Here is a 23,248-nt window from a genome sequence, read left to right on the forward strand (position 1 = left end):
TCCCTCTAGACCTAGCTGCGGCTGAAGCTACTCCTGTAGCTTTGACTGCTCCAGCGATCAACGGCTAATCAGAGTTTAATCTGATCACCCCTAGGGGAGTACAAAGGTACCCCCTAACAGCGCTCTCCAAAAAGGGAGCGCTTTTTTATTTGGTGGGAAAGCACCAATCGATTTTCCAAAAAAAAATAAGAGAGCCGTCAAAAAGACTCTCTAGGTCATCAGGGTGCATCTATCTACTGATCTCAATATAACAAATTTAGTGAGGGGTGTCACCCCTCATTTAATAATTTTCTAAGCAGCTGACCCTAGGTATGTTCATATTTCAATTTTTCCCAAAAAAATAAGAGAGCCGTCTTCAAGACTCTCTGGATCATCAGGGTGCATCTATCTACTGATCTCAATATAACAAATTTAGCAAGGGGTGTCACCCCTCATAGATAAAATTCGGTATTTAAGATGGCGATAGTGCTCTAGTTCCGAGAAAAGGCGAAATTAGCAAAACTCAATTCATTTGTGCCATGCCACTTGTAAATTTGCTTGCGAAACCCTTTCCACTGTTCATAAACTTTCTTAAACTTGGGATCTTTGCTAGCATCTTCCTCAAATAACTCGAATGATGCTTTCTCAGCCGCCTGCAAAATGTCTTGAGAGTAAGGAGTCAGCTTAGCACCCGCTTTAATCAAGCGTTCCAATGCTGCTCCATTCAACGCATCATACTGAGCCGCCATGTTGATATTGGCGTATCTGGCGGCATCTTTAAAAATTTCCTGATAGTCCTTGGGCAACTTATCCCAAGCTTTTTTATTAACCTGCACCTCTAGGGTTGGTCCGGGTTCCCACCAGCCTGGATAATAATAGAACTTAGCTGCTTTGTACAAGCCCAGCTTCTCATCATCATAGGGACCAACCCATTCAGCGGCATCAATGGCTCCCCGGTCTAGGGCAAGGAAAATTTCACCCCCAGGTAATACTTGGACATTGACCCCCAAGCGCTCCATCACTTTACCTCCCAATCCAGGGATACGCATTTTTAATCCCTTCAGGTCAGCTAGAGAATTAATTTGTTTCTTGAACCAACCTCCCAGCTGAGTACTGGTGTTACCCGCTGGAAAATTAATCACGCCAAAATCAGCATAGAGTTCCTGCATCAATTCCAAGCCACCACCGTGGTACAACCAGGCATTTTGTTGTGGAGCGGTTAGACCAAAGGGTACACTAGTGCCGAATGCTAGGGCAGGATTTTTGCCAACGTAGTAGTAACTAGCGGTATGACCACACTCAACGGTTCCCTGTTGGACGGCATCAAGAACCTCTAATCCTGGTACAATTTCACCAGCAGCAAAGGGGGTAATCTGGAAACGCCCATTGGTCATGGCACTGACCCGCTTACAGACAGTATCAGCTCCCCCATAGATAGTATCGAGGGATTTTGGCCAGCTGGTCACCATTTTCCATCGAACCATAGGCTGACTGCCGGATTGAGCAACGGGTCCTGTACTAGTTTGATTACAGGAGGCTAAGGCAGCTGTACTGGCTGCACCAATCGCAGCGTTACTAAAAAATTTTCGGCGTTTCATGGTTGTTGATTCAAGAATTGGTCATCTTTTGGGCAAATTCTATCAACTTTAGTAACTAGACACCCTTTCGCCAAAGGAATATCCCAGGTAAGTATATGCGCGAAGCGCAGCCTACGCCAACAGCTATCAGCGGTCAGCCGTTGGCCTTTGGCCACGCTACGCGAACAGCCGTCAGCTAATTAAGGGAATCAATTGTGAGAATTTTGTTCCCTGTTCCCTGTTTCCTATTCCCTGTTCCCTATTCCCTGTTCCCTTTGCTATTTAGCGAGATGTCATATCAGCGATCGCATTCTTAGTCATAGCTGCGATCGCTTTATCATTTGCTTTCGGTAAATGATAATATTTACCACCTGCTTGTTTGGCCAATTCCTTAGCAAAACCAGTAGAAACAAACTTACTCTCGGTATCAATTACTAATAATTGAACCCGATTAGCTCGAATCCGAGCAGCAATTTCCAACAATTCCCCTTTAATATCTGGCTTTTCCCCTTCTGGTAGAGTTTCTCCCAAGGAACGAGCTAAGGGAATATTGCCCCGACCATCAGTAATTGCCACAATTACCACTTGACCAATATCCCCAGACAATTGAGCATTCATGCCCACATGCACCGCCTGAGTTAATCCATGAGCTAAAGGGGAACCGCCACCACAAGGTAATCGCTCCAAACGCCGCTTTGCTAAAGCAATGGAACGAGTAGGGGGTAACAGCACATCGGCTTGTTCTCCCCGGAAGGGAATCAGGGAAACTTGGTCACGGTTTTCATAAGCTTCCGTCAGAAGCTGCATCACTGCTCCTTTAGCAGATTGCATCCGGTTTAGAGCCATAGACCCTGACGCATCTACTACAAAAACTACCAAGGAGCCAGCTTTTCGGGCTAACCGCTTGGATCGTAAATCCCCTTGTTCGATAATAACCCGACGGTTAGGATGACGTTGCCTACGAGCTTTTTGATAGGGTGCAGCAGCTCTGAGGGTGGCATCTACAGCAATCCGCCTTACTTTCCCTTTCGGTAGTATCGGTTTGACATACCGACCCCGGTCTTCTGAAAAGATAATGCTACGGTTTCCGGACTTACCTTGCCGTTGTGCCATCTGAGCAAAGTAGAGCACACTAGGGTCAAGGATCACCCCTTCTGGGTCAAAGAGAAACTCTTCCGGGATATTCGGAGCTTCCTGTTCTTGCTCTTCTGAGTCATTGTCGTCGTCCTTGTCTTCCTCTTGGTCTTGCTCTTCCTGAGATTGATCTTGTGGTGGGGGAGGAGGAGGTGGTGGTGCTTCTTCTGGTGGTGTTTCTACCATAGTCGCACGGGGGACAATTACCAATTCCACCGCCCGACGCAAATCCTCGGAATTAACTGTCTGACGACCATCTAAGGCTGCTGCAGCTTTTGCAACTCGAACCGCAAACAGTTCTGCGCGATGACCTTGGACACCACCTCGGATGGCTTCATTGACGAGATAGGTAATTTGGTCATGGGTAATCTCAACATCCTTGAGCCACTCTCGCGCTAGAATAATATCCGTCTTGAGGGTATCGAGATCCTCCTGGTATTCCTCCAGAAACTGCTGGGGAGAGTTAGCGTATGCGATCGCTTGTTCTACTGCCTCCACCCGTTGCTCTAAGGCCAACACACCATCAGCAGACAGGGTAATGGCAATTCTGTCCAATAAATGTTCCCGTAATGGTCCCTCGTCGGGATTGTAGGTAGCAATTAAAATTGGTTTGCAGGGATGTTGGAAACTAATGCCTTCTCGCTCAATTAGGTTGCGCCCTTCCGTTAAAACACTCAGTAGCTGGTTAGCAATTTGGTCATCAAGCAGGTTAATGTCATCCACATACAACACACCCCGATGAGCTTGGGCAAGTAATCCCGGTTGAAAGACCGGTTCCCCTTGTTTGACAGATTGTTCCACATCCACTGAACCCAGGAGCCGGTCTTCGGTAACTCCTAGAGGAATTTGAACGAAGGGAGCTGGGATGATTTCGGTATCTGGAGAACCGTCAACCTGTAACTGTTCCTGTAACTGTTCCTGTAACGCTTCCTCTGGAGTACAGTTACTCAAGGAACCTTTAACCACTTCAATCGGAGGGAGCAAGGTGTGGATTGCCCGTGCCATCACTGATTTAGCTGTGCCACGGCGTCCTGCGATCGCAACGCCTCCTAATCCAGGGTCAATGGCCGCGAGGAGGAGGGCGAGTTTAATGGCTTCTTGACCCACCACGGCGGTGAGGGGAAAGCTAGGGTTGGCAGGTTTTGTGGTCAGTGCGGGCATAGAGCAACTATTGTCAAACTTCCCTGAATCAAATGATAGTAGTCTAATAGTACTCTTTTACGAGTCCCTATGGTTTATTTAGCCCCATGGGAAATTCTTGAGGGCGACTTTTTCAAAATACTATCCGCGCTATCTAGGGTTCCGTATAGGAATTGTGATAATTGTTGTTTCCTACTCCCTACTCCCTGCTACCTGCTCCCTTTCCTATAGCTGATAGCTTACAGTTGAGCTAAAGCTAAGTAGCTGGATTTTTTTGCAACATTGCACTGATATATACCACTCGTCCGTCAACGAATCGGTTGTATAATTCTGTGCCTTTTACACTGGCAAAGGTTTTTACCATATCCAGTAGAAACCAAGGAACATAGCGTTGCAGAATACTAAGCTTCAGGTGGTCAGTTAAATTAAGGGCATTGACGACATTGCCTGTAATATTAGTCGAACGTATTAACTCTAAATCACACTCTGAAAGCTGTTCCTTGAATTCGTCAAGCTCCGTTTGCTCTCGATAGTCGGCTAAACAGAGATAGCCACCTGGTCTGAGCACCCTTTTAACTTCCTGTAGAAAGGTCGAAAGGTTAGGATAGTGATGGCAAGACTCAACATTTAATACGATATCAAAAGATTTGTCGGGGAAAGGCAATTGTTCAGCATCTCCCTGTTTAAAGGCTAAATTGGGAACTTTATGATTTTTGTTACAGAGATTGACTGCACTATCGGATAAATCAAGACCAGTCATTGAGCTGACATTTTGAGTGCGTGCGATCCACTCGCTACCTCCTCCTCTCCCAGATCCAATTTCTAGGATATCCCTACCGGTAAGTTCTACCGAACCTAATGTGTGGGCATAAAGATGAATAAAGTAACGGTTTTTTTCATCTTCTGGTAAAAGGTTCAGCTCGTCTTTAGGATTATCATAGCCATAGTTCATAAAGAACCATTCACTAGTGGGAAATCGCCAAGCCAAGAAGTTATATATAGCTTTCCAGATGACTTTCTTTATGCCCGGAAATAGGCTTTCAAAGAAATTAAATAAATTGATCATGGTTATCTTCCATCCTGTTCATTAGCCACTTCCCCTTGGATTATAGTTGGATTATAGTTTAGGTGATCTTTCTGGCGTTTTTTATAGGTTGATAAGTTCCAAATATCCGATCCATAAGATAACCTGAAAGTAGCCCAAGGAAAGCATAGTTCTTGCTATTCATGAATTTATCCTTGTGATAACTATGATGAATTTTATGTAGTAGTCTGTCTCTCTTAAACCAAGCATATCGAGTTAACCAAGAATCTTTTTTTGGATACTCATTATGAACATAATATACGATGGCCATGTCAACTACGGCATCAATACAGAAAGTCCATGCTATCCAACTACTAAATAGTAGATGATATCCGACCCAGAAGCTTAGGTAACAAAAGGCAGCTGTAATATGTTCACTAAGCGCCCAATAGTAATCTGATTTGGAACTAGACATATGTTCTATACGATGATGAGAATTGAGATGAATTTTATAGAAAGGGATGCCTAAAAATTTTTGATGGAAAAAAAAGTGAATAAACCACAATGCAAATACGTTGCAGAGATGAGCAACAACAAGCACCCCTAAACAATTAATAGGATTAAAATCAATAGACAGCACGCTAGGTTTCTCTCTTTACAAAATTGGACGCTATCTCAGATCATAGACTCTCGGTTTGCAGAGTAACAGAATTTTTAACAAATAAATTATTATCAATGTATCAGTGCCAATCACCGTTTCGCAACCTACATCTAAACTCTGCTCTGCACAAGACTAACATATCTCAAAAACATGTCTACTAGATCCTCTCGTCATCCTCAGCTAAAACAGACTTTTCGTAAGCATATGCGCGAAGCGCAGGCTACGCCAACAGCTATCAGCGGTCAGCTATCAGCGGTCAGCGGTCAGCTATCATGGAGACGTAACTCAGCATTATTCAAATAGTTACCTGCCTGTTGTAAGCATATGCGCTTAGCCCATTAGCTGACCGCTGAATGCTTAGGGATCAATGCACAATTGATTTAGGAATCTAGGTCTAACCACAGTTATTCTAAAGACTTGTGATCCTCAGGTAATTCTAAAACCACCCGATAGGCCGTCGAATGGTATGATGACTGGACCATGGTACCCGCTGTTCCGGCAAAAAGTATCTGGAACGTGCGCCAGATTTGTTCATTCGACTTGTCGATTAGATCTGCTTTTTGTTCCATCCAGCGCTCATAAACCCCCTTCGACCAAAGATAATAGTTGCGACGGTCGTTATAGATGCCTTGGATCTCAAATGGTGATTCTCTAACAGCATCGATAAATTCCGGCATATACACCATCCGAAAGGTTCCCGGCCAGATATACTTGGTAATAAAACTGCGGGTGACAAATGACTCTTTTTCTGAGGCAAAGTCGAGATATACTCGTCCGCCAGGTTTAAGATAGTTCAAGAGACGCTCCATCACGCGAGGATAATCAGACAAATCTTCCATTACCCCCATCATGACTATGCCATCATATTTCTGGCTGGGTTGGAATGAGAAAAAGTCTTGATACTTGACCTCTGCATCAAAGTTGTTTTTTTCAATTAAATCTTCTACATACTGTTTTTGGTGCTTAGATAAGGTAATTCCAGTCACACGGATATTTCGGCGTGCGGCAAAACGCAGGAAACCGCCCCAGCCAGAGCCAATATCGAGTACTGAATCATTCGGTTTTAGATTTAGGGATTGAAAGGCAAAGTCCAACTTGCGTTCAGCTCCAACCTCTAGGCTATCCTCATCTTTCTCATATATCCCAGGAGTATAAGTATTGTAATCGCTATCCATGGCGAACAATTGGATATTATTGGAGTCATAATGCTTCGAGATCCAATCTGGATTGCATTTTTCCCGCCCAAGTAAGATGGGCTTGAGTCGCCGACCTATCTTTAGCAAAATATGCTGATCGGATAACAGCTCCTGGAACGACATCGCCTTGATTAAGTCCCCTTCGAGATCAATATCACCCTTGATATAAGCTTCCACTATCACTAATTCGTCTAAGGACATCAGAGCTTTTCGACCAGCTGGATTTTTGATGTATACATCCAATATTGGTTTCTCTTCTCCAATAGTGGTGATTGACCCATCTTCCAAATGAAGTAGAAAGCTAATTGGTAGTTTACCACGTTTGGATAAGGAGGAGACTAAGTTGCTTACAAATTGGTTTTCAATCATCCTTAACTTAAGATTTTATTGGTTTTTCTGGAATTAGCTTACCCCACTAGCTGTCAGCTATCATGCTTAAAATAAATCTCGTTCTCGTAGGGTGCGTAAACAGGATAATTTAATAGTTCGAGATTAGCGATGCAGCGCGGTCTTGGGGGTTCCCCCCACTCGCGCTTTGCATCAAGACAATGAGAATGGAAAGTCTGGGTAAAATCCCTTGGCATTTGGCTAATAGCTGACGGCACCTCAAGTAGCGTGCGCGTAACCCATTAGCTGTTGGCGTAGCCTGCGCTTCGCGCATATGCTTACGATTAACTGACTGATGCAACCATAGTCCATTAACCAGGATCAATTGTCAATCTAGAATATTCTCAGGCATTGTCCGGCATGTCCAACTGGAAGGATGCCGATTAACCCGCGCCCAGGAGTGATGGTGATGAATCCCAAGGCTATTTTAGGACTGCTTAAGGAAACATTTAAAGAATGGCAGGAGGATAACGCATCTCGACTAGCAGCAGCATTATCCTATTACATGATTTTTTCCCTAGCGCCAGTGCTCATAATTGCGATCGCAATTGTGGGGTCTATTTTTGGGGAAGAGGCGGCTAAAGGCGAGATTGTAGAGCAAATCCAAGGATTGGTTGGGGAACAGGGGGCACAGTTTATTCAGACAGCCATTACTAATGCCAATCGGCCCGATGCTAGTGGGGGGTTGGCTTCCTTGATTAGTATTGTGGTGCTGTTGTTCGGTGCATCTGGGGTATTTGGCGAACTCCAAGATGCCTTGAATACGATTTGGGATGTGAAGCTGAAACCAGGACAGGGCATCTGGGGTATTTTGAAAAAACGGATTCTTTCGTTTCTGACCGTTCTGGGTGTAGGACTGTTTCTGCTATTGTCCGCTGTTATCAGTACTGTGTTATCAGCTTTGAGGTCTTATGAGAGTGAATTCCTCAAGGAGCTGGGTTTACTCTGGCTCTACCAACTTGACTTTGTCTGGACAATTCTAGACTTGTTAGTGTCCTTTGGTATCCTTAGCCTGATGTTTGCTCTGGTTTACAAGTACTTGCCAGATGTGAAAATTGCCTGGAAGGATGTCTGGGTTGGATCAATTATCACTACCTTACTGTTCAACTTGGGTAAATCCCTATTGTCAGGGTATCTCGGCAGAAGCAGTTTTTCCTCAAGTTACGGTGCTGCTGGCTCTCTGGTGGTTTTATTGGCTTGGGTCTACTATTCGTCTCAAATTATCTTTTTAGGAGCTGAATTTACCCAAGTTTATGCTAAACGATTTGGTTCAAAAATCGTTCCCGATGACCATGCTACCCCTATCCCGGCAGTAGGCCAGTTGCCCAGTATCGAGGAAAGGGATAACCCAAGATCACAGGATCAGTCTCAGCCTAAACGCAATCAATAAAGATTAATTGTGTGCAACTACTTAATTAATCTTAATTAATCGTAATTAAGATCTTAATTAATAATTAACAAATAATTTAGCTCAGAGTGTGCTAAAGTACCTGAAGTTCCATCGGTTCTGGTGAAGAACACTCACCAGAGGTAACGGGGAAAGTCCGGTGCAAGTCCGGCGCTGTCCCGCAGCTGTGATGAGGTCAGTGACCTCTAAGTCAGAATGCCCGCCAATGGTTTCAGTTGTTAAATCCGTCTGCGAGGTACAGATGATGTCTGATGTAGCATTTCAAAAAAAATTAGTCAGTAGGCAACCACAGTTACTAGTAACGTTTGTGATGCTCTTTTTGAAAACGAGTGGTTGACTAGAAAGTATTTAACAGATTTTATCTGTAAGCTATCAGCTATCAGCTATCAGCTATCAGCTTATGCGCTACGCGCACGCTACGCGAACAGCTATCAGCTCAGTTTAACTGTGCTACGACACTACTTTCTACTTTTTCAAGTTAGTCTTATAAAGCCTAGTCGGTCAAGGTCGTTAGCACTAAACTGTTGCAAGTATTTTTATCATTCATTAACCAGCATTTACCCGATGTCAAAAAGTAAATTTTCCGCCAGCAATCGGTCTTCTATCTCCCGTTATCACAACCAGAAACTTGGCTTTAATGCTATAGCTTTGTTGGTATGGATGGGGATTTTAAGTACAGCACAACAAGCCATGGCTCACCATCCCTTTGGTGGCGAGAGACCCGATAATTTCATCACAGGATTTTTGTCGGGATTAGGTCATCCTGTAATTGGTTTTGATCATCTCGCCTTTGTGATTGCTGTTGGCTTAATTGCAGCTGGATTTACCAGTGGTTTCCTGATTCCCGGTGCTTTTGTCCTCACCACCCTAGTCGGGACAGGTATTCACTTGCTGGGAATGGACTTGCCCATACCAGAGATTGCGATCGCAACGTCAGTGGTGCTCTTTGGCGGACTACTGTTGAGTGCCAAAATCCCCACTATATCCGTAGTGCTAGGGTTAGCCAGCTTAGCTGGTATTTTTCATGGCTATGCCTATGGTGAAGCAATTGTAGGTGCTGAAATCAGTCCACTCTTGGCTTACCTGATTGGCTTCAGTGTGATTCAGTATGGTATCGCTATCCTAGCCCTAGGTTTGAGTAAGACGTTGATCAAACAATGGAGAGATCAACCCTTCCCACTGATGCGAATTTTAGGCTTTGGTATCTGCTCAGTAGGAGTCGTTTTCCTATCCTCTGCAATTTTTGGATAAGAAGAATTGAGAATTAAGAATTAAGAATTGAGAATTAAGAATTAAGAATTGAGAATTGAAAATTGAGAATGGAGAATTAAGAATTCTGACTTCTGCTTTCAGCATTCACCATTCTTCATGCTGCCTTCTGCCTTAGAGGTTGTCTGAGAAGTCTCATTTGCTACATCCAAGCCCCCTAAATCCCCCGAGCGAGGGATTGCTCGCTCGGGGGACTTTTAGAAGCAAATTGACTCTTGTTCCCCCCAAGCGAGGGATTGCTCGCTTGGGGGGCTAGGGGGGCAAAATTCAGTATAAAAAAACTTTTCAGATATCCTCTTAACCATTCTTCATTCTTCATTCTTCATTCTTCATTCTTCATTCTCCATTATTCATTATTCATTCTAAATTATTAAAATGGCTGCAAAAATTCCTGTTACTGTTGTTACCGGATTCCTCGGTAGTGGCAAAACTACTCTCGTGCGTCACCTGCTCCAAAATAATCATGGCAGGCGCATTGCTGTAATTGTCAATGAATTTGGTGAAGTAGGTATTGATGGAGAACTATTGCGTTCCTGTCAGATTTGTGATGAAGACGATGACGCCAATAATAATATTTTAGAACTAGCCAATGGTTGTCTGTGTTGCACGGTTCAAGAAGAATTCTTACCGACAATTCAAGAATTGCTGAAGCGTCGTGACAAGATTGATAATATCCTGATTGAAACCTCGGGATTAGCCTTGCCTAAACCTCTAGTTCAAGCCTTTCGTTGGCCAGAAATTCGCACGGGCGCTACCGTAGATGGGGTGGTGACTGTCGTAGACTGCGATGCCTTAGCAGCTGGTACTTTAGTCAGCGATATCAATGCTTTAGAAGCGCAACGTCAGGCTGACCCAACCTTGGAACATGAAACTCCCATCGAGGAACTGTTTGAAGACCAGCTCGCTTGTGCTGATATGGTGCTGTTGACTAAAGTGGATTTAGTGGATAGTCCTACTCAAACCAAAGTAAACAATTGGTTGCAACAGCAGTTACCAACTAGTGTGAAAGTCGTTCCTTGTCACGAGGGAGACATTAGTCCTGATTTACTGCTAGGATTTAATGCCGGAGTGGAAGATAATTTAGACTCCCGTCCTAGCCATCATGACCATGAAGAAGACCATGACCATGATGATGATATTAATTCAGTTAACTTGATTTTAGATCAGGCATTTGATCCAAAGGTTATCAAGACAAAATTACGACAATTGGTGCAACAGCAAGAGATTTATCGAATTAAGGGATTTGTGAATGTTGCTAATAAACCCATGCGGATGGTGATCCAGGGAGTAGGCGATCGCATTGAGAGTTTCTTTGACCGTCCTTGGCAAGCTGATGAAAAGCGTCAGACTCGCTTAGTGTTGATTGGGCAAGGGTTGGAGCAGTTAGGAATTCAGGAGGTATTTGGGTAATCAAGGGAATAGGGAACAGGGAACAGGGAATCGGGAATCGGGAATCGGGAATCGGGAATAACCAATTTAGTAGAGTGGGCATCTTGCCCGCTCGGGAATGAAACAGGCAAGATGCCTATTCCACCAAGATGCTGGAAGATGAAACAGGCAAGATGCCTGTTCCACCAAGATTCCCATTCCACCAAGATTCCCATTCCACCAAGATGCTGGAACATGAAACAGGCAAGATGCCTGTTCTACCAAGATGCTGGAACATCAAACAGGCAAGATGCCTGTTCTACCAAGATGCTGGAACATGAAACAGGCAAGATGCCTGTTCCACCAAGATGCTGGAACATCAAACAGGCAAGATGCCTGTTCCACCAAGATGGCCATTCCACCGATCAGATTACCGTGCAGTTCCAATTTGAGGTATGTAAAATAATGATCTACAACTCAGCCTCAGGGAAACGATGTTAAGTCGGGAAACTACCTATTCTCAAGCAAAAGCTAACCTAGCTAGCCTCCTCGATCAAGTTTACGATCAACGCCACATTATCGTAATCAAGGGTGATAACCAGAAAAATGTCGCGTTAATTGCTGAAGATGAATTGTCCAGCATCTTAGAAACTATTTACCTGTTGCGATCGCCAGAAAATGCGAAGCGCCTGTTTAGGGCTTTGGAATGGGCAGAGTCAGAAGAAGCTACTCCTCAACCTGTGGAAGAATTGAAAGAGGAATTGGGTATTGAGTCGTGACAAGGGTAAGAAAGACGGCATTGCTGAATTAACAGAGTTGACATTCAGTCAATTTCTCAAAATCTAGCTACAATACAGCCAATACTCCTCATGGCTGAAAAGGGATAGAGGATTGGCTTTACCGTGAGAGGCTAAGGATAAATTAGTTATGAGTGGCGATCGCAATATTCAAGCTGGTAGAGACTACTATGAAACAGGTAGAGAATACCGAGAAACCTACATTAACGACCAAGGTCGTTACACCGAGAAGCATTACTACAATAACCCAGAGCAAAAACAAAACCTCGCGGAAGCTGCAGCGGAGATTCAACAATTACTAGAAACCTTAAGTAAAACTTACCCTACCGATACTACCACTGGAAAAATGGAGGTGGCAGCAGCAGCATTTGAGCAAATTCAAACTAACCCTGATTTGAGTAATAGAGTACTCAGTGCCTTGAAAGCTGGTGGTGTCAGTGCTTTTGAGCAACTGCTGAACCATCCGGCTGCTAGTTTTGTTATCGGTGCGCTGCAAGATTGGCAGGAAACTCAGCAGTCTTAACACCAGACTACACCTCGATCACCCTAGCTTGATTGACAGTCGTGACTGAAGAACGAAAGCGGCCAGAGCGTGACATTAAGACAGGAGATGATTACCGTGAAACTCATATTGGTGACCACGGTTCCTATTCCGAGACTAATTACTATTATAATTCGGAGCAGCCAAGACATGTGCCAGCTCCCCTTTGGAGAGAATTACAACGCAAGCTAATTGGCTGGCTCGACCGTGATCAGGATGCTGCTAGTCGCATTCGCAAACAGTTACTAGAAGCAGTCAAGCGGGAGGTAACAACTCGACTCCAGGATTCTCTGCACCAAGACCAGTTAGAGATGAATCTCTATCTGGAATTACCCATGGAGCAGAGCAAGGGGGCGGTAGAACGTGCCGAGCGACAGAAAGTAATTCCCCTACGGCCTCAAACCTCAGCAATGGAGGTATTTGAACGGCCAGATGTGAAAGGTCGCTTACTAATTTTAGGGGAACCGGGGTCTGGAAAAACGACCACTTTACTAAGACTAGCCGAGGCTTTAGTTAGGCAAGCAGAACAAAATGATGCTGCACCGATCCCCATCATCTTTGAGCTTTCTGCCTGGAAAAATGATCAGCAACCCCTTGATCAATGGTTAGTGGCTCAACTCAAGGACAAATACAGCATTGACGAAAAAATCAGTCAACAATGGTTTAAAAACTATCAACTACTGCCCCTTCTCGATGGTTTAGACGAGTTAGGCATACCCCGTCAACGGCTGTGCGTCACCAAAATTAATCAGTTTTTCAAGCAAGACATCCAACGCCGTGGGGTGGTTTGCTGTCGCGTGGAAGAATATCAGCAAGGAAGAGTCAAACTACGTAAACTTAATGGGGCTTATCGCTTGCAGTCCCCCAATGATGTCCAAATCCAAGAGTATCTCCAGCGCTTGGGTAAACCGGAGCTTTGGCAAGTGCTATCTAGTGATGCCCAGATGAGAGAACTGGCAGATAAACCCCTGTTTTTAAACGTGATGGTGACGGCATACCAGGGGCAGCCGATTACCAATGAAGCACAACTGTGGTCAGCCTATGTAGAGGAGCGCTTAACGTTACCCCTTAATAAGCAAAACTATCCCAAGGGAGTTCCTTATGGGAATAAGGAGACTAGACATTGGTTGACTTATCTAGCTCGGCAATTAGTAGCAGATTCAACCACTGAATTTTTAATTGAAAATATCCAGTCATATTGGTTAACAGAAGGTTTTCAAAGAAGTGTTTTTAGATTAATTTCTGGACTGATTGTTGGTCTGCTTTATGGTTTGATATTTGGTCTGGTTTATGATTTGATATTCGGTCTGGTTTATGGGCTGATATTTGGGCTAATTTTAGGGCTAAAATTCACGGATTTTAAAGACTACGAAAGACAAGCTGAAGCTTTGGTTGTAAGTTGGTATGGACTGACGTTTTGTCTAATTTTTGGGCTGACTTTTTGTCTAATTTTTGGGCTGACTTTTTTGCTGATTTTTGGGCTGACGTTTTGTCTAATTTTTGGGCTGACTTTTTTGCTGATTTTATTTTTAGGATGGATGATTTTTGGGCGTTTTTTTTGCTTAAAAACAGAAATGGCTAAGGAAAACCCTAATCAAAGTATAAAAGAATCTTTTAAAAAAACGTTTATTATTCCCCTGTTGGCTTTTCCGGCTGGGGCATTAATTTTTCCATTTGTCTCCATCTTTACCCCAGCTAACTTTGATTTGACTAGCTCTTTAAGAATGGGTTTACTTGTAGGATTGGTTTCGGCACTAGCAAGTGGGGGTCAAGACTGGATACCGCACTTGACCCTGAGGCTAATTTTGTGGCAAAGGGGAGCAATTCCTTGGAACTATGCCAGGTTCCTCAGTTATGCCGCAGAACGGCGGTTGATTCAGCAAGTGGGAGGCCGTTACCGTTTTATTCATGATTCCCTACGTCAGTATTTTGTGGGCAATGAACCTGTTCCAGCCCCCCTGATTGAAGGTTATAAAAACCCTGGGCTGGGCTATATTCTGTTGGGATTTTCTCTGTTTGTTTTTCTAATTATTAGTAGCAGCATCTATAGGGTTGACAGTGGGCTAGAATCAACAGTAGTACCAGTAGTCCAAAGCGGTGATGTAGTTCTCAGGGATATTGTGACCCGTCATTGGCGCAAATTCCACCACGGAGATGTGATTGACTTTTGGGTTAAAAAAAATTTGGCGCAGCAAGGCTTTAATGGTAAGAAGTACATTATGCGGATTGTGGCGTTACCTGGGGACAAGTTTGCCATTAAGCAAGGAGAGGTTTATCTCAATGGTCAACGGCTGCAAACTGACTACATTCAAGGAATTCCTATCCACTTTCTAGGAATTCCTATCCAAGATGAAGACGAAGTAGAGGGAAAAATATCTTCTTGTTGCTACTTAGTTTTGGGTGAACATCCAGATGATCAGGATAATCTGTTGATGGGCGTGGTGCGTAGGGAGCAAATTTATGGTAGAGTCTTATTCCGTCTCTTTCCTCTTAGAAGGTTTGGCAGGGTTGATTAATTATATTTGTTGGTATAAAAGCTGTTGTAATTTGACCCGGTGGTGCGTTACGGGGCGGGCTGTTTCAACTGGCTACGAGGCGGAAAATTAGAGCCACCACTAACGCACCCTACGCAACGATTCCCGATTCCCGATTCCCGATTCCCGATTCCCTACTTTCTCCTTGTTTGCGGATCCAAAGCATCCCTCAATCCATCCCCAATATAATTAATACTAAGCACTGTTAAAAAAATCGCTAATCCCGGAAAAATTGCCATATGAGGGGCTATTTCAATATAATTTTGGGCATCAAATAGCATTCGTCCCCAGGTCGGAACATCAGGGGGAAACCCTAATCCTAAAAAACTCAAGGTAGACTCAGTAATAATTGCATTTCCCACGGCCAAGGTAGCTGCAACAATTACCGGACTAAGCACATTTGGAAGAATATGAGCCCAAATCAAGCGACGAGGTTTAGCACCAATAGAGCGAGCTGCTGTCACAAAATCCATCTCCCGCACGGTCAAGAAACTAGCTCTTACTAATCGCGCCACGGACATCCAATTCAAGCAACCAATTACTAGCACTATCAATATAAAAATACCTAACTCTGGCCCAGCCAGCTGCCGCATGACATCGCGGAATAAATAAATCACTAACAGTAACAACGGTAGCTGAGGTAATGCTAAAAATAAATCCGTCAGGCGCATCAGGAAGGTATCAATTACTCCTCCATAGAAACCAGATAACGCTCCAATTAACGTCCCCAAAAAAATCGCAACTACCATAGCCGCAATCCCCACCGTTAACGAGATGCGTCCCCCCCACAATACCCGAGCCAGTTGATCCTGACCTAAATCATTAGTACCAAAAGGATGTGCCCAACTCGGTGGGGCACTGGATAGACTAAAGTCAATTTTGTCAATAGGTGTTGTATTAATGAATGGCCCTAAAACAATGGTAATCACCATGATTAGAAGTACAATAGACCCGATTACAGCCATTCGGTCTTGGCGAAACCGACGCCATCCATCTCCACCAAAAAACTTCCACAGAAAATTCATTTGGTCTAGACCTTAGTTAGGTATTATATTGAACTCTGGGATCTAGAATGCCATAAAGGATATCAGCGACTAGATTAAAGACAACAATTAAAATAGCGTAGATAAAGGTAATCGCCATCACTACTGGTGTATCGTTTCGATAGATAGAATCAATCAGCAAGGCACCAATTCCTGGAACCCGAAACACTTGTTCAGTGATTAAAGCACCAGTGAATACAGTAGGAATATCTAGGGCAACTAAGGTAATAACAGGAATCAGAGCATTCCGTAAGATATGGCGATTGACTACTACAAATTGATGTAATCCCTTGGCGTAAGCAGTACGTACGTAGTCTTGATTTAGCTGTTCGAGTATGGATGAACGAATAAAACGCATCAATACTGCTGCTTGAAATAATCCCAATACGACGATGGGCATGATAGACTGCTTGACTTGGATAACAAAACTACTCCAATCTGTTACCTTAAGGGTGCTGTCGTAGATAAAGGGTAGCCAATTTAGCTGGACACTAAACAAAATAATGAACAGCAAACCAGTGAAAAAGGTTGGTAGAGAAAATCCTAGAAAAGCCAGGGTGGTGACAATGTTATCAAAGATAGAGTAACGTTTTAGTGCCGAAATTATTCCTAAGGGAAATGCCAGCAATACAGCAAAAATATAAGCAGAACCCACAACCCATAACGTAGTAGGTAAACGCTGGAGCATTAGGGCACTAACGGGACTACGGCTAGTGAAGGAATATCCCATATCCCCTTGGATAAATGACCACGCCCATTTAATATACCGAATTGGGATGGGTTGGTCTAAACCAAGGGCTCGACGAATATTCTCCCGCACTTCTGGGGTAATCGAAGGATTAGTTGCAAATTCCCCCATCGGGTCTCCAGGTGCTAAAGCCAGGATACCAAATACTACGATACTGATAGCAATTAAGGTAGGAATGGAGACTAAAAGACGATTAATTAAGTATCGCGTCATTGAAATTGATGATAGCGGTTTTAAATTTGGTAGGGAAAAGGGAATCGGGAATCGGGAATCGGGAATCGGGAATCGGGAATCGGGAATCGGGAATTGGGCAAAAATCCTGTGTAACTCATAAGTATTAAAAATGCTATAGTTAATTGAATCTTGAATCTTGAATCTTGTTAATTAACTAATAACTAATGAGTACTAATATCATGTCAGGATAATTACTCTTAATAAAAATCTCCCCATCTCCCCATCTCCCCATCTCCCCACACTCCCGTTAATTATGGGTATTCAACCAGACTTGATATAACTATGACTTCCGTTTCCAATCCATAATATTCCAAGTATTGCGATCCCATGGTGTTAAGTCATAACCCTCCAGCTGATTGCTAAACCCAGCTGGGTCAGCGCGATGGACAATGGGCAAAACTACCACATCATCTTTAACCAGTAAGTCATTCATTTGGATAAAGATTTTCCGACGTTTTTCTGGGTCTAACTCCTTTGTAGACTGCTGCCAAAGCTGATCGTATTTCGGATTACAGTAGCGAGGGACATTTTGCCTAGACCATTGATTAGCTTTCTGGGAAATTTCATCACAGGTATAAGTTTTCAGATACGCACCAGGGTCAGGGCTATCATTCCCTGTGCTGTACATTTGTAGGTCAGCATAAAAGTGTTGGTTAGTATCGGTGTTGGCTGGATCACCAGAGAAATAAATACTGGCATCAATACTCTTAAGTTCTACCCCAACTCCCATCGAGGTTAGGGTCTGTTTGACAATTTCCTGGGTCTTCTGGCGGACGGGATTGACCGATGTCTGAAACAACACGGTCATCTCCACCCCATCTTTATCCCGAATCCCATTACCATTGGTATCTTTCCAGCCTGCTTCCTCCAACAAGGCTACCGCTTTTTTAGGGTTAAATTCATAGGTAGTATTGGGGGAATTATATTGCTCTGGTAACACTAAGAAATTCCCTGTGGCTTTGCCCGTTGGTCCATAAAGCTGTTGAGCAATGGTTTCCCGGTCTAGGGCTAGGTTAAAAGCCTGACGCACCCGCTTGTCTTTGAAAAACGGATGGGGGAATTTGAGACTAGACCGTTCTCCAGACGGAGCTTGTTGATTGGGGTCGGTTTGATTGATTAAAATCCGTTCTACCAACGCCCCAAAGATAGCCACGACTTTACCTTTACCCCCTGCTTCTAGTCGCTTCAACACAGGTGCTTCCACTTGCAGATTGTAGGCATAATCCCCATCGCCGGTTTGTAAGACTGCTCTAGCAGCAGAGGTAGCATCACCACCACCTTTTAGTTCTACTCGCTCGAAATAGGGTTTATCGGCTTCTCGGAAATTAGGGTTTGGCTGATAAACTACGGTATCCCCTGGCTTAAATTCTACGACCTGATAGGGACCAGTTCCTACAGGCATCAAGTTGGCTGGCGCTTGTCGTGCATTGGCACCATTGAAATCTTGATATAAATGCCGTGGCAAAATAATGCCATCACTACCGGAAAAGACTAAAAACCAAGCTGGATTAACATCCTTGAAGTTGACTTTGACTGTGTAGTCGTCGATTGCTTCAACGCTTTTGATAGTTTGATAAGTATTCGCAGTGGTCGAGGCTACTGCTGCATTGGTGATGAATTCGTAAGTGAACACCACATCAGCAGCGGTGAAAGGGGTGCCATCGGACCACTTTACATTGCGCTTTAGTTTCCAAGTCACTGACTTACCATCAGCTGCAATTCCACCATTCTCTACCGTAGGGACTTCTGCTGCCAAAAACAGCACCATCTCCCCATTTTTGTCATAACTAGTCAGGGGTTCCAGGGTAATCCGACTGGCTTCGGAATCCTTGTAACCATTGGAAAGATGAGGATTGAGGATAGTGGGTGCTTGCCAGTACAGTAGCTTCAAAGTACTGTCTTGATTGGACTGTAAAAGGCCACTATCAGGAGAATTACAGCCAGTTAAACACAGAAGACTCAATAGAATCAGGATATAGTATCTAGTCAAAAATCGTCCCACCAACTTTTCTCAATAACATACATTTGCCGCAATTGTTGCAATTCTGCCTCAAAAAGTACACGTTTGACTAGACCAAGGAAATTGCCCCACTCGCGATTTATAGTTGATTTTAGGTAAGCATGGTGAATGCTTAGGATTTTAGATACGGTGGTTACGGGTAATTTTTGGCTAAGTATTGTTAATATAAGTAGTACTGCCTTGATGTTTCTTTACATGAGGTTTTTTGATGCGATCGCCCTGAGATAATTCTATGGTTTAAGGGCGATCGTTTCTCATAGTTTGCTCGATTGAACTATTAAACTATAAACGTGATAAATTGTCAAGTATGGGTTTAGTCAGACTGAAAGTACGAGAACTAGCACAGGAGAAGGGCTGGACACTCAAGGAAGTTTCTGACCGTTCCGGAGTGATTTACAGCACTGTAAGACACTATGCCCGCTGTCCTGGTCTAAAAACAATTGACTATACTTCTATGGATAAATTAGCCAGGACGTTTGATGTGATGGTTCAGGACTTAGTAGAGATTTTAGAAGAGTAAAGGAAACCAGCTAGTGTTGGGAAATGCGTTCGCATAATTGGTGGTTCAGGTCTGCTGATTGAGATGCGATCGCATTTTTGATTCACATCAATATCAATAATTCCTTTAAAATTGCTAAATTATTAAATCTTTCTAAACGTAAGCTATCAGTTATCAGTTATCAGCTATCAGCTATCAGCTATCAGCTATCAGCTGATGCGCAATCGGTGCTTTTGAATAAAATAAGCTGTTCGCGCAGCGTGAGCCTAAGGCTCACGGCTGACCACTGACCGCTGACCACTGACCGCTGACCACTGACCGCTGACCACTGACTGCTGAATGCTTAGCCATCTTAAGGATCGGAATTGACGGGATTCTGTTCAAAGCCTCGAATTGTCCCAGCACGACAATCCCGCAGCCAAGTCTTAACCGCTTGACCAATAACACCATTAGTACTTTCCCGTGGCGGTGTGGGAAGTTTCCCTTCTGAAACAGAACCAATACGGGAAAAAATCATCACTAAGCGCCAACCATCAGAGCTTTTGGTTAAAAATAGCCAGTGATAATTCTGAAGCTCTACAGCTTTATCCTTGAAATACTTGCGCTCTAGGGTAGTTAGAAAGATTTGTTGAAGTGCTTCGCTATCCGTTGGGTTAGGTTCGGTGGTCGATTGAAACGACTTAAGGGGCAGAGGTTCAAACTCTGGCTTTCCTGCCACGATTACATAACTGAAGTTGTCCACAGTGGAGTCTGAGCGCCGCGCCCTCTGAATCACTCGATTGGCATAGCTAGGTAAATCCTTAAGCAATAGGGAGGTTAATGTTTCCACCTCTACCGAACAGGTTGGATCGGGTGAAGGTTCAAGGTTGGCAGGTTGGAAGAACCTTGAAGGGTTAAGGTTGGGAGGTTGGAGGTTAGTAGATTGTTCGCGTAGCGTGGCCGCAAGGCCAAGGTTGGCAGCTTGAAAGTTAGTAGGTTGAAAGTTAGTAGGTTGAAAGTTAGTAGGTTGAAAGTTAGTAGGTTTTTCGCCTTTGGCGTTCGAGTAGGGTAGCTTTAACAGCGGAACCTGCGTCCGCACCTTGTAAGCCCCGTGGGAACCCCCTTTGGCCGACTGCATCGCTTTTCGTGAATTCTTGTCCACTGTTCCCTGTTCCCAGATCCGCTGTTCCCTTTTCTGAAAGAAGTGTAGTTGAAACTGTTCTGGGAAACCTTCCAGGTTCAACTTGTTAAGGTTCAACCCATTAATCTGTAATCCCAAGTAAGCAATTATAAGTAATCCCCTCAGCTGAAAGCTATACACTAGTACCAGCTAATTCCTCACAAATCCTATTCCAGGCAGCGACTGGGTCGTCAGCAGCGGTAATTGGTCGCCCTATGACTAGGTAATCTGCACCGGCTTGTAGAGCAGCTACTGGGGTCATTGTCCTTCGTTGATCACCTTTTTGGGACCATTGGGGGCGTACTCCTGGACAAACCAAGAGAAAATCATCACCACACACTTGTCTTAGCTGTGATACTTCCATGGGGGAGCACACTGCCCCATTCAAACCTGACTCTTGAGCGAGTAGTGCCATTTGTAAAACATATTCAGGCAACTCGATCGGAATTTTTAGGTCAAAGGCCAAATCCCGGGAATTGAGACTGGTGAGTAGAGTAATGCCAATTAACTTTGGGGGGGGACATCCCGCTGTCAACGCTCCCTCAACCGCCGCTTCAGCCGCTCGCTTAAGACTATTGCGACCAGCAACAGCATGAATGGTGATTAAGTCAACACCATAGGCGGCTGCAACCCTTGTTGCTCCAGCTACCGTATTGGGGATATCGTGAAATTTAAGATCCAGAAATATCCGCTTTTGCCGATGTTTGAGAGCATGAATAATCTCAGGACCAGTGCTCACAAACAGTTCCAGCCCTACTTTCCAAAAGCTAACCTCAGGCAACTGTTCCACTAATGCGATCGCATCTTCTTTGCTCGGCACATCCAAAGGAACAATAATCCGATCTTCAACCTTCAATGTTCTAACCTTTTAACCGATACTTTTTAACGTAAGCCTATGCGCGAAGCGCAGGCTACGCGAACAGCCTATGCGCGAAGCGCAGGCTACGCGAACAGCCTATGCGCGAAGCGCACGCTGCGCGAACAGCTATCAGCTAATCCTTACCTTTTAACCTTTTAACCTCCTAACCTTTAACTTTCAACCTCCTAGCCTTGGCCTATTGGCCAAGCTACAAGGGACAACCTTGGCCTTTGGCCACGCTTCGCGAACAACCTACAACCTCCTAACCTCCTAACCTTGGCCTATTGGCCACGCTACAAGGGACAACCTTCTAACCTTCTAACCTTCATTGATACCTTCAATCAACTAACCGGGAAAACTTCTTTTTCCCCACCTGCAAAACCTTTCCCACCAATTGATCAGGGGAATCAAAGGTCTGGTCAACCGCTGAAATGCGATCGCCATCCAACTTAACACCTCCCCCTTGAATCTGTCGCCTTCCTTCGCCACTACTTTGGCACAAACCTGATTCTTTAAGGATATAGAACAACTTAGCGGGAAACTCCACAGAAGACAATGAAAATTCTGGGACAGAATCCCCCGTACCAGTAGTGCTACCCTTTACTAAGTTTAGTGCTGCCTGCTGAGCTTCTTTTGCTGCTGCTTCACCGTGATATTGGGTCACAATAGTCAGAGCCAATTGCTTTTGCTGCTCCCGTGGCTTTTCTGGAAGCTGGTCCAATAGCACATTAGTCAACAGCTCAAAATATTGCTTCAATAGATGATCTGGTGTCCCCTCCAGCTTTGAGTACATGGTTAGGGGATCATCTGACAAGCCAACATAATTCCCCAAAGACTTAGACATTTTCTGTATCCCATCCGTCCCAATCAAAATTGGCAACAGTAAGCCGAACTGGGGAGATTGCCCAAAATGCCGTTGTAAATCCCGTCCCAAGGCAATATTAAACTTTTGGTCAGTTCCCCCTAACTCCACATCAGCCTTCACTGCCACAGAATCATAGCCCTGCATCAAGGGGTAGAGAAACTCATGGAGGAAAATAGGATTTTGTTGTTGATAGCGTTCAGCAAACCCTTCCTTCGCCAGCATTTGCCCTACGGTCATAGTGGCTAACAAGTCAATAATCTCAGACAAATCCAACTGGTTAAGCCACTCAGAGTTATAGCGAATTTCTAGCCGTCCTGGGGTATCAAAATCTAGAATAGGGCGCACCTGTGACAGATAAGTTTCAGCATTTTCCTTGACCTGAGCTGGTGTCAACTGGCGACGCACCTCAGACTTCCCAGTAGGGTCACCTATTCTAGCGGTAAAGTCACCAATAATTAAGACAGCGGTATGACCAGCATCTTGGAATGCCCGTAACTTTCTGACTGGGATACTATGACCTAAGTGGAGATCGGCACCGGTTGGGTCTATACCTAACTTGATCCGTAAGGGACGCTCAGCTTGCTTGAGCCGAATAGCTAGATTTTCACTCGGGTCCTGAGAATCCGGTTGTAGGGGAAAAATTTCACTGGTACCTCTGTCTAGCCAAGCTAGCTCGTTAGAAAGGGGAATTTCAAAATTTGACATCGGTTGGGACTATGGTTGGGAATTAAGTAGGTTAGTTAGATTTATTTTAAGGATCGTTTACAAATTCTAAGCAGCTAGACCGACACTTGCCAAAACCATGT

Annotated in this window: 19 protein-coding genes and 1 riboswitch; of the genes, 8 read left to right on the forward strand and 11 right to left on the reverse strand. The window is 44.2% G+C overall.

The window, feature by feature from the left end; all coding sequences use genetic code 11:
• Nucleotides 1-470: 470 nt before the first annotated feature.
• The 4 genes from AC4II3_RS10525 to AC4II3_RS10540 form a co-directional block, all read right to left on the reverse strand.
• Entirely contained in the window at nt 471-1,577 is a 1,107-nt protein-coding gene (locus AC4II3_RS10525) for a TRAP transporter substrate-binding protein (RefSeq protein ID WP_488011488.1), read from the reverse strand.
• Between the two features lie 261 nt (nt 1,578-1,838).
• Nucleotides 1,839-3,851, reverse strand: a complete 2,013-nt coding sequence (gene bchD / locus AC4II3_RS10530) for a magnesium chelatase ATPase subunit D (RefSeq protein ID WP_488011490.1) — start codon at nt 3,849-3,851, stop codon at nt 1,839-1,841.
• Between the two features lie 235 nt (nt 3,852-4,086).
• Nucleotides 4,087-4,896, reverse strand: a complete 810-nt coding sequence (locus AC4II3_RS10535) for a class I SAM-dependent methyltransferase (RefSeq protein ID WP_488011492.1) — start codon at nt 4,894-4,896, stop codon at nt 4,087-4,089.
• Between the two features lie 1,023 nt (nt 4,897-5,919).
• Nucleotides 5,920-7,080: an SAM-dependent methyltransferase gene (locus tag AC4II3_RS10540; RefSeq protein ID WP_488011494.1), complete on the reverse strand. Its 1,161-nt coding sequence runs from the start codon at nt 7,078-7,080 to the stop codon at nt 5,920-5,922.
• 427 nt (nt 7,081-7,507) lie between these two features.
• Between AC4II3_RS10540 and AC4II3_RS10545 the strand changes: the two genes are divergently transcribed.
• The 3 genes from AC4II3_RS10545 to cobW all read left to right on the forward strand — a co-directional run bounded on the left by AC4II3_RS10545 (nt 7,508) and on the right by cobW (nt 11,185).
• A complete protein-coding gene (locus AC4II3_RS10545) occupies nt 7,508-8,488 on the forward strand; it encodes a YihY/virulence factor BrkB family protein (RefSeq protein ID WP_488011510.1) in 981 nt (326 codons plus the stop codon).
• 95 nt (nt 8,489-8,583) lie between these two features.
• A riboswitch (cobalamin riboswitch) is annotated at nt 8,584-8,727 on the forward strand.
• A gap of 343 nt (nt 8,728-9,070) precedes the next feature.
• Nucleotides 9,071-9,757, forward strand: a complete 687-nt coding sequence (locus tag AC4II3_RS10550) for a HupE/UreJ family protein (protein WP_488011496.1) — start codon at nt 9,071-9,073, stop codon at nt 9,755-9,757.
• 393 nt (nt 9,758-10,150) lie between these two features.
• Nucleotides 10,151-11,185: a cobalamin biosynthesis protein CobW gene (gene cobW / locus AC4II3_RS10555; protein ID WP_488011497.1), complete on the forward strand. Its 1,035-nt coding sequence runs from the start codon at nt 10,151-10,153 to the stop codon at nt 11,183-11,185.
• Here cobW and AC4II3_RS10560 read toward each other — a convergent pair.
• Nucleotides 11,167-11,295 (reverse strand): hypothetical protein, encoded by a 129-nt coding sequence (locus AC4II3_RS10560; protein ID WP_488029516.1) that lies wholly within the window; start codon nt 11,293-11,295, stop codon nt 11,167-11,169. The genes cobW and AC4II3_RS10560 overlap by 19 nt on opposite strands.
• Nucleotide 11,296: 1 nt before the next feature.
• On the opposite strand from AC4II3_RS10560, the gene AC4II3_RS10565 reads away from it, so the two are divergent.
• From AC4II3_RS10565 to lepB, 4 genes are all read left to right on the forward strand, one after another.
• The gene (locus AC4II3_RS10565; protein WP_488029515.1) at nt 11,297-11,644 is read left to right on the forward strand and encodes a hypothetical protein; all 348 of its coding nucleotides are present in this window, start codon (nt 11,297-11,299) and stop codon (nt 11,642-11,644) included.
• Entirely contained in the window at nt 11,638-11,922 is a 285-nt protein-coding gene (locus AC4II3_RS10570; protein WP_488011502.1) for a type II toxin-antitoxin system Phd/YefM family antitoxin, read from the forward strand. Before AC4II3_RS10565 ends, AC4II3_RS10570 begins: the two co-directional genes overlap by 7 nt.
• A 148-nt stretch (nt 11,923-12,070) precedes the next feature.
• On the forward strand, nt 12,071-12,463 hold the full coding sequence (locus AC4II3_RS10575; RefSeq protein ID WP_488011504.1) for a hypothetical protein: 393 nt from the start codon (nt 12,071-12,073) through the stop codon (nt 12,461-12,463).
• 41 nt (nt 12,464-12,504) lie between these two features.
• Nucleotides 12,505-14,997, forward strand: coding sequence for a signal peptidase I (gene lepB / locus AC4II3_RS10580; RefSeq protein ID WP_488011506.1), 2,493 nt, complete (start codon nt 12,505-12,507; stop codon nt 14,995-14,997).
• A gap of 152 nt (nt 14,998-15,149) precedes the next feature.
• Here the strand turns inward: lepB and AC4II3_RS10585 are convergent, their stop codons facing one another.
• The 3 genes from AC4II3_RS10585 to AC4II3_RS10595 all read right to left on the reverse strand — a co-directional run bounded on the left by AC4II3_RS10585 (nt 15,150) and on the right by AC4II3_RS10595 (nt 19,042).
• Nucleotides 15,150-16,040, reverse strand: a complete 891-nt coding sequence (locus tag AC4II3_RS10585; protein ID WP_488011508.1) for an ABC transporter permease — start codon at nt 16,038-16,040, stop codon at nt 15,150-15,152.
• Nucleotides 16,041-16,056: 16 nt separating this feature from the next.
• Nucleotides 16,057-17,019 carry an ABC transporter permease gene (locus AC4II3_RS10590; RefSeq protein ID WP_488011512.1) on the reverse strand — a complete coding sequence of 321 codons (963 nt, stop codon included), beginning with the start codon at nt 17,017-17,019 and terminating at the stop codon, nt 16,057-16,059.
• Nucleotides 17,020-17,320: 301 nt separating this feature from the next.
• On the reverse strand, nt 17,321-19,042 hold the full coding sequence (locus tag AC4II3_RS10595; protein WP_488029434.1) for a peptide ABC transporter substrate-binding protein: 1,722 nt from the start codon (nt 19,040-19,042) through the stop codon (nt 17,321-17,323).
• A 325-nt stretch (nt 19,043-19,367) separates the two neighbouring features.
• On the opposite strand from AC4II3_RS10595, the gene AC4II3_RS10600 reads away from it, so the two are divergent.
• Nucleotides 19,368-19,580 (forward strand): helix-turn-helix domain-containing protein, encoded by a 213-nt coding sequence (locus AC4II3_RS10600; protein WP_008185208.1) that lies wholly within the window; start codon nt 19,368-19,370, stop codon nt 19,578-19,580.
• A gap of 331 nt (nt 19,581-19,911) precedes the next feature.
• Here the strand turns inward: AC4II3_RS10600 and AC4II3_RS10605 are convergent, their stop codons facing one another.
• From AC4II3_RS10605 to tyrS, 3 genes are all read right to left on the reverse strand, one after another.
• The gene (locus tag AC4II3_RS10605; protein ID WP_488010399.1) at nt 19,912-20,859 is read right to left on the reverse strand and encodes a hypothetical protein; all 948 of its coding nucleotides are present in this window, start codon (nt 20,857-20,859) and stop codon (nt 19,912-19,914) included.
• Nucleotides 20,852-21,574: an orotidine-5'-phosphate decarboxylase gene (pyrF, locus tag AC4II3_RS10610; RefSeq protein ID WP_488010398.1), complete on the reverse strand. Its 723-nt coding sequence runs from the start codon at nt 21,572-21,574 to the stop codon at nt 20,852-20,854. Before pyrF ends, AC4II3_RS10605 begins: the two co-directional genes overlap by 8 nt.
• Nucleotides 21,575-21,914: 340 nt before the next feature.
• Entirely contained in the window at nt 21,915-23,147 is a 1,233-nt protein-coding gene (gene tyrS, locus AC4II3_RS10615) for a tyrosine--tRNA ligase (RefSeq protein WP_488010397.1), read from the reverse strand.
• Nucleotides 23,148-23,248 lie beyond the last annotated feature (101 nt).

This window comes from Moorena sp., assembly GCF_982860115.1.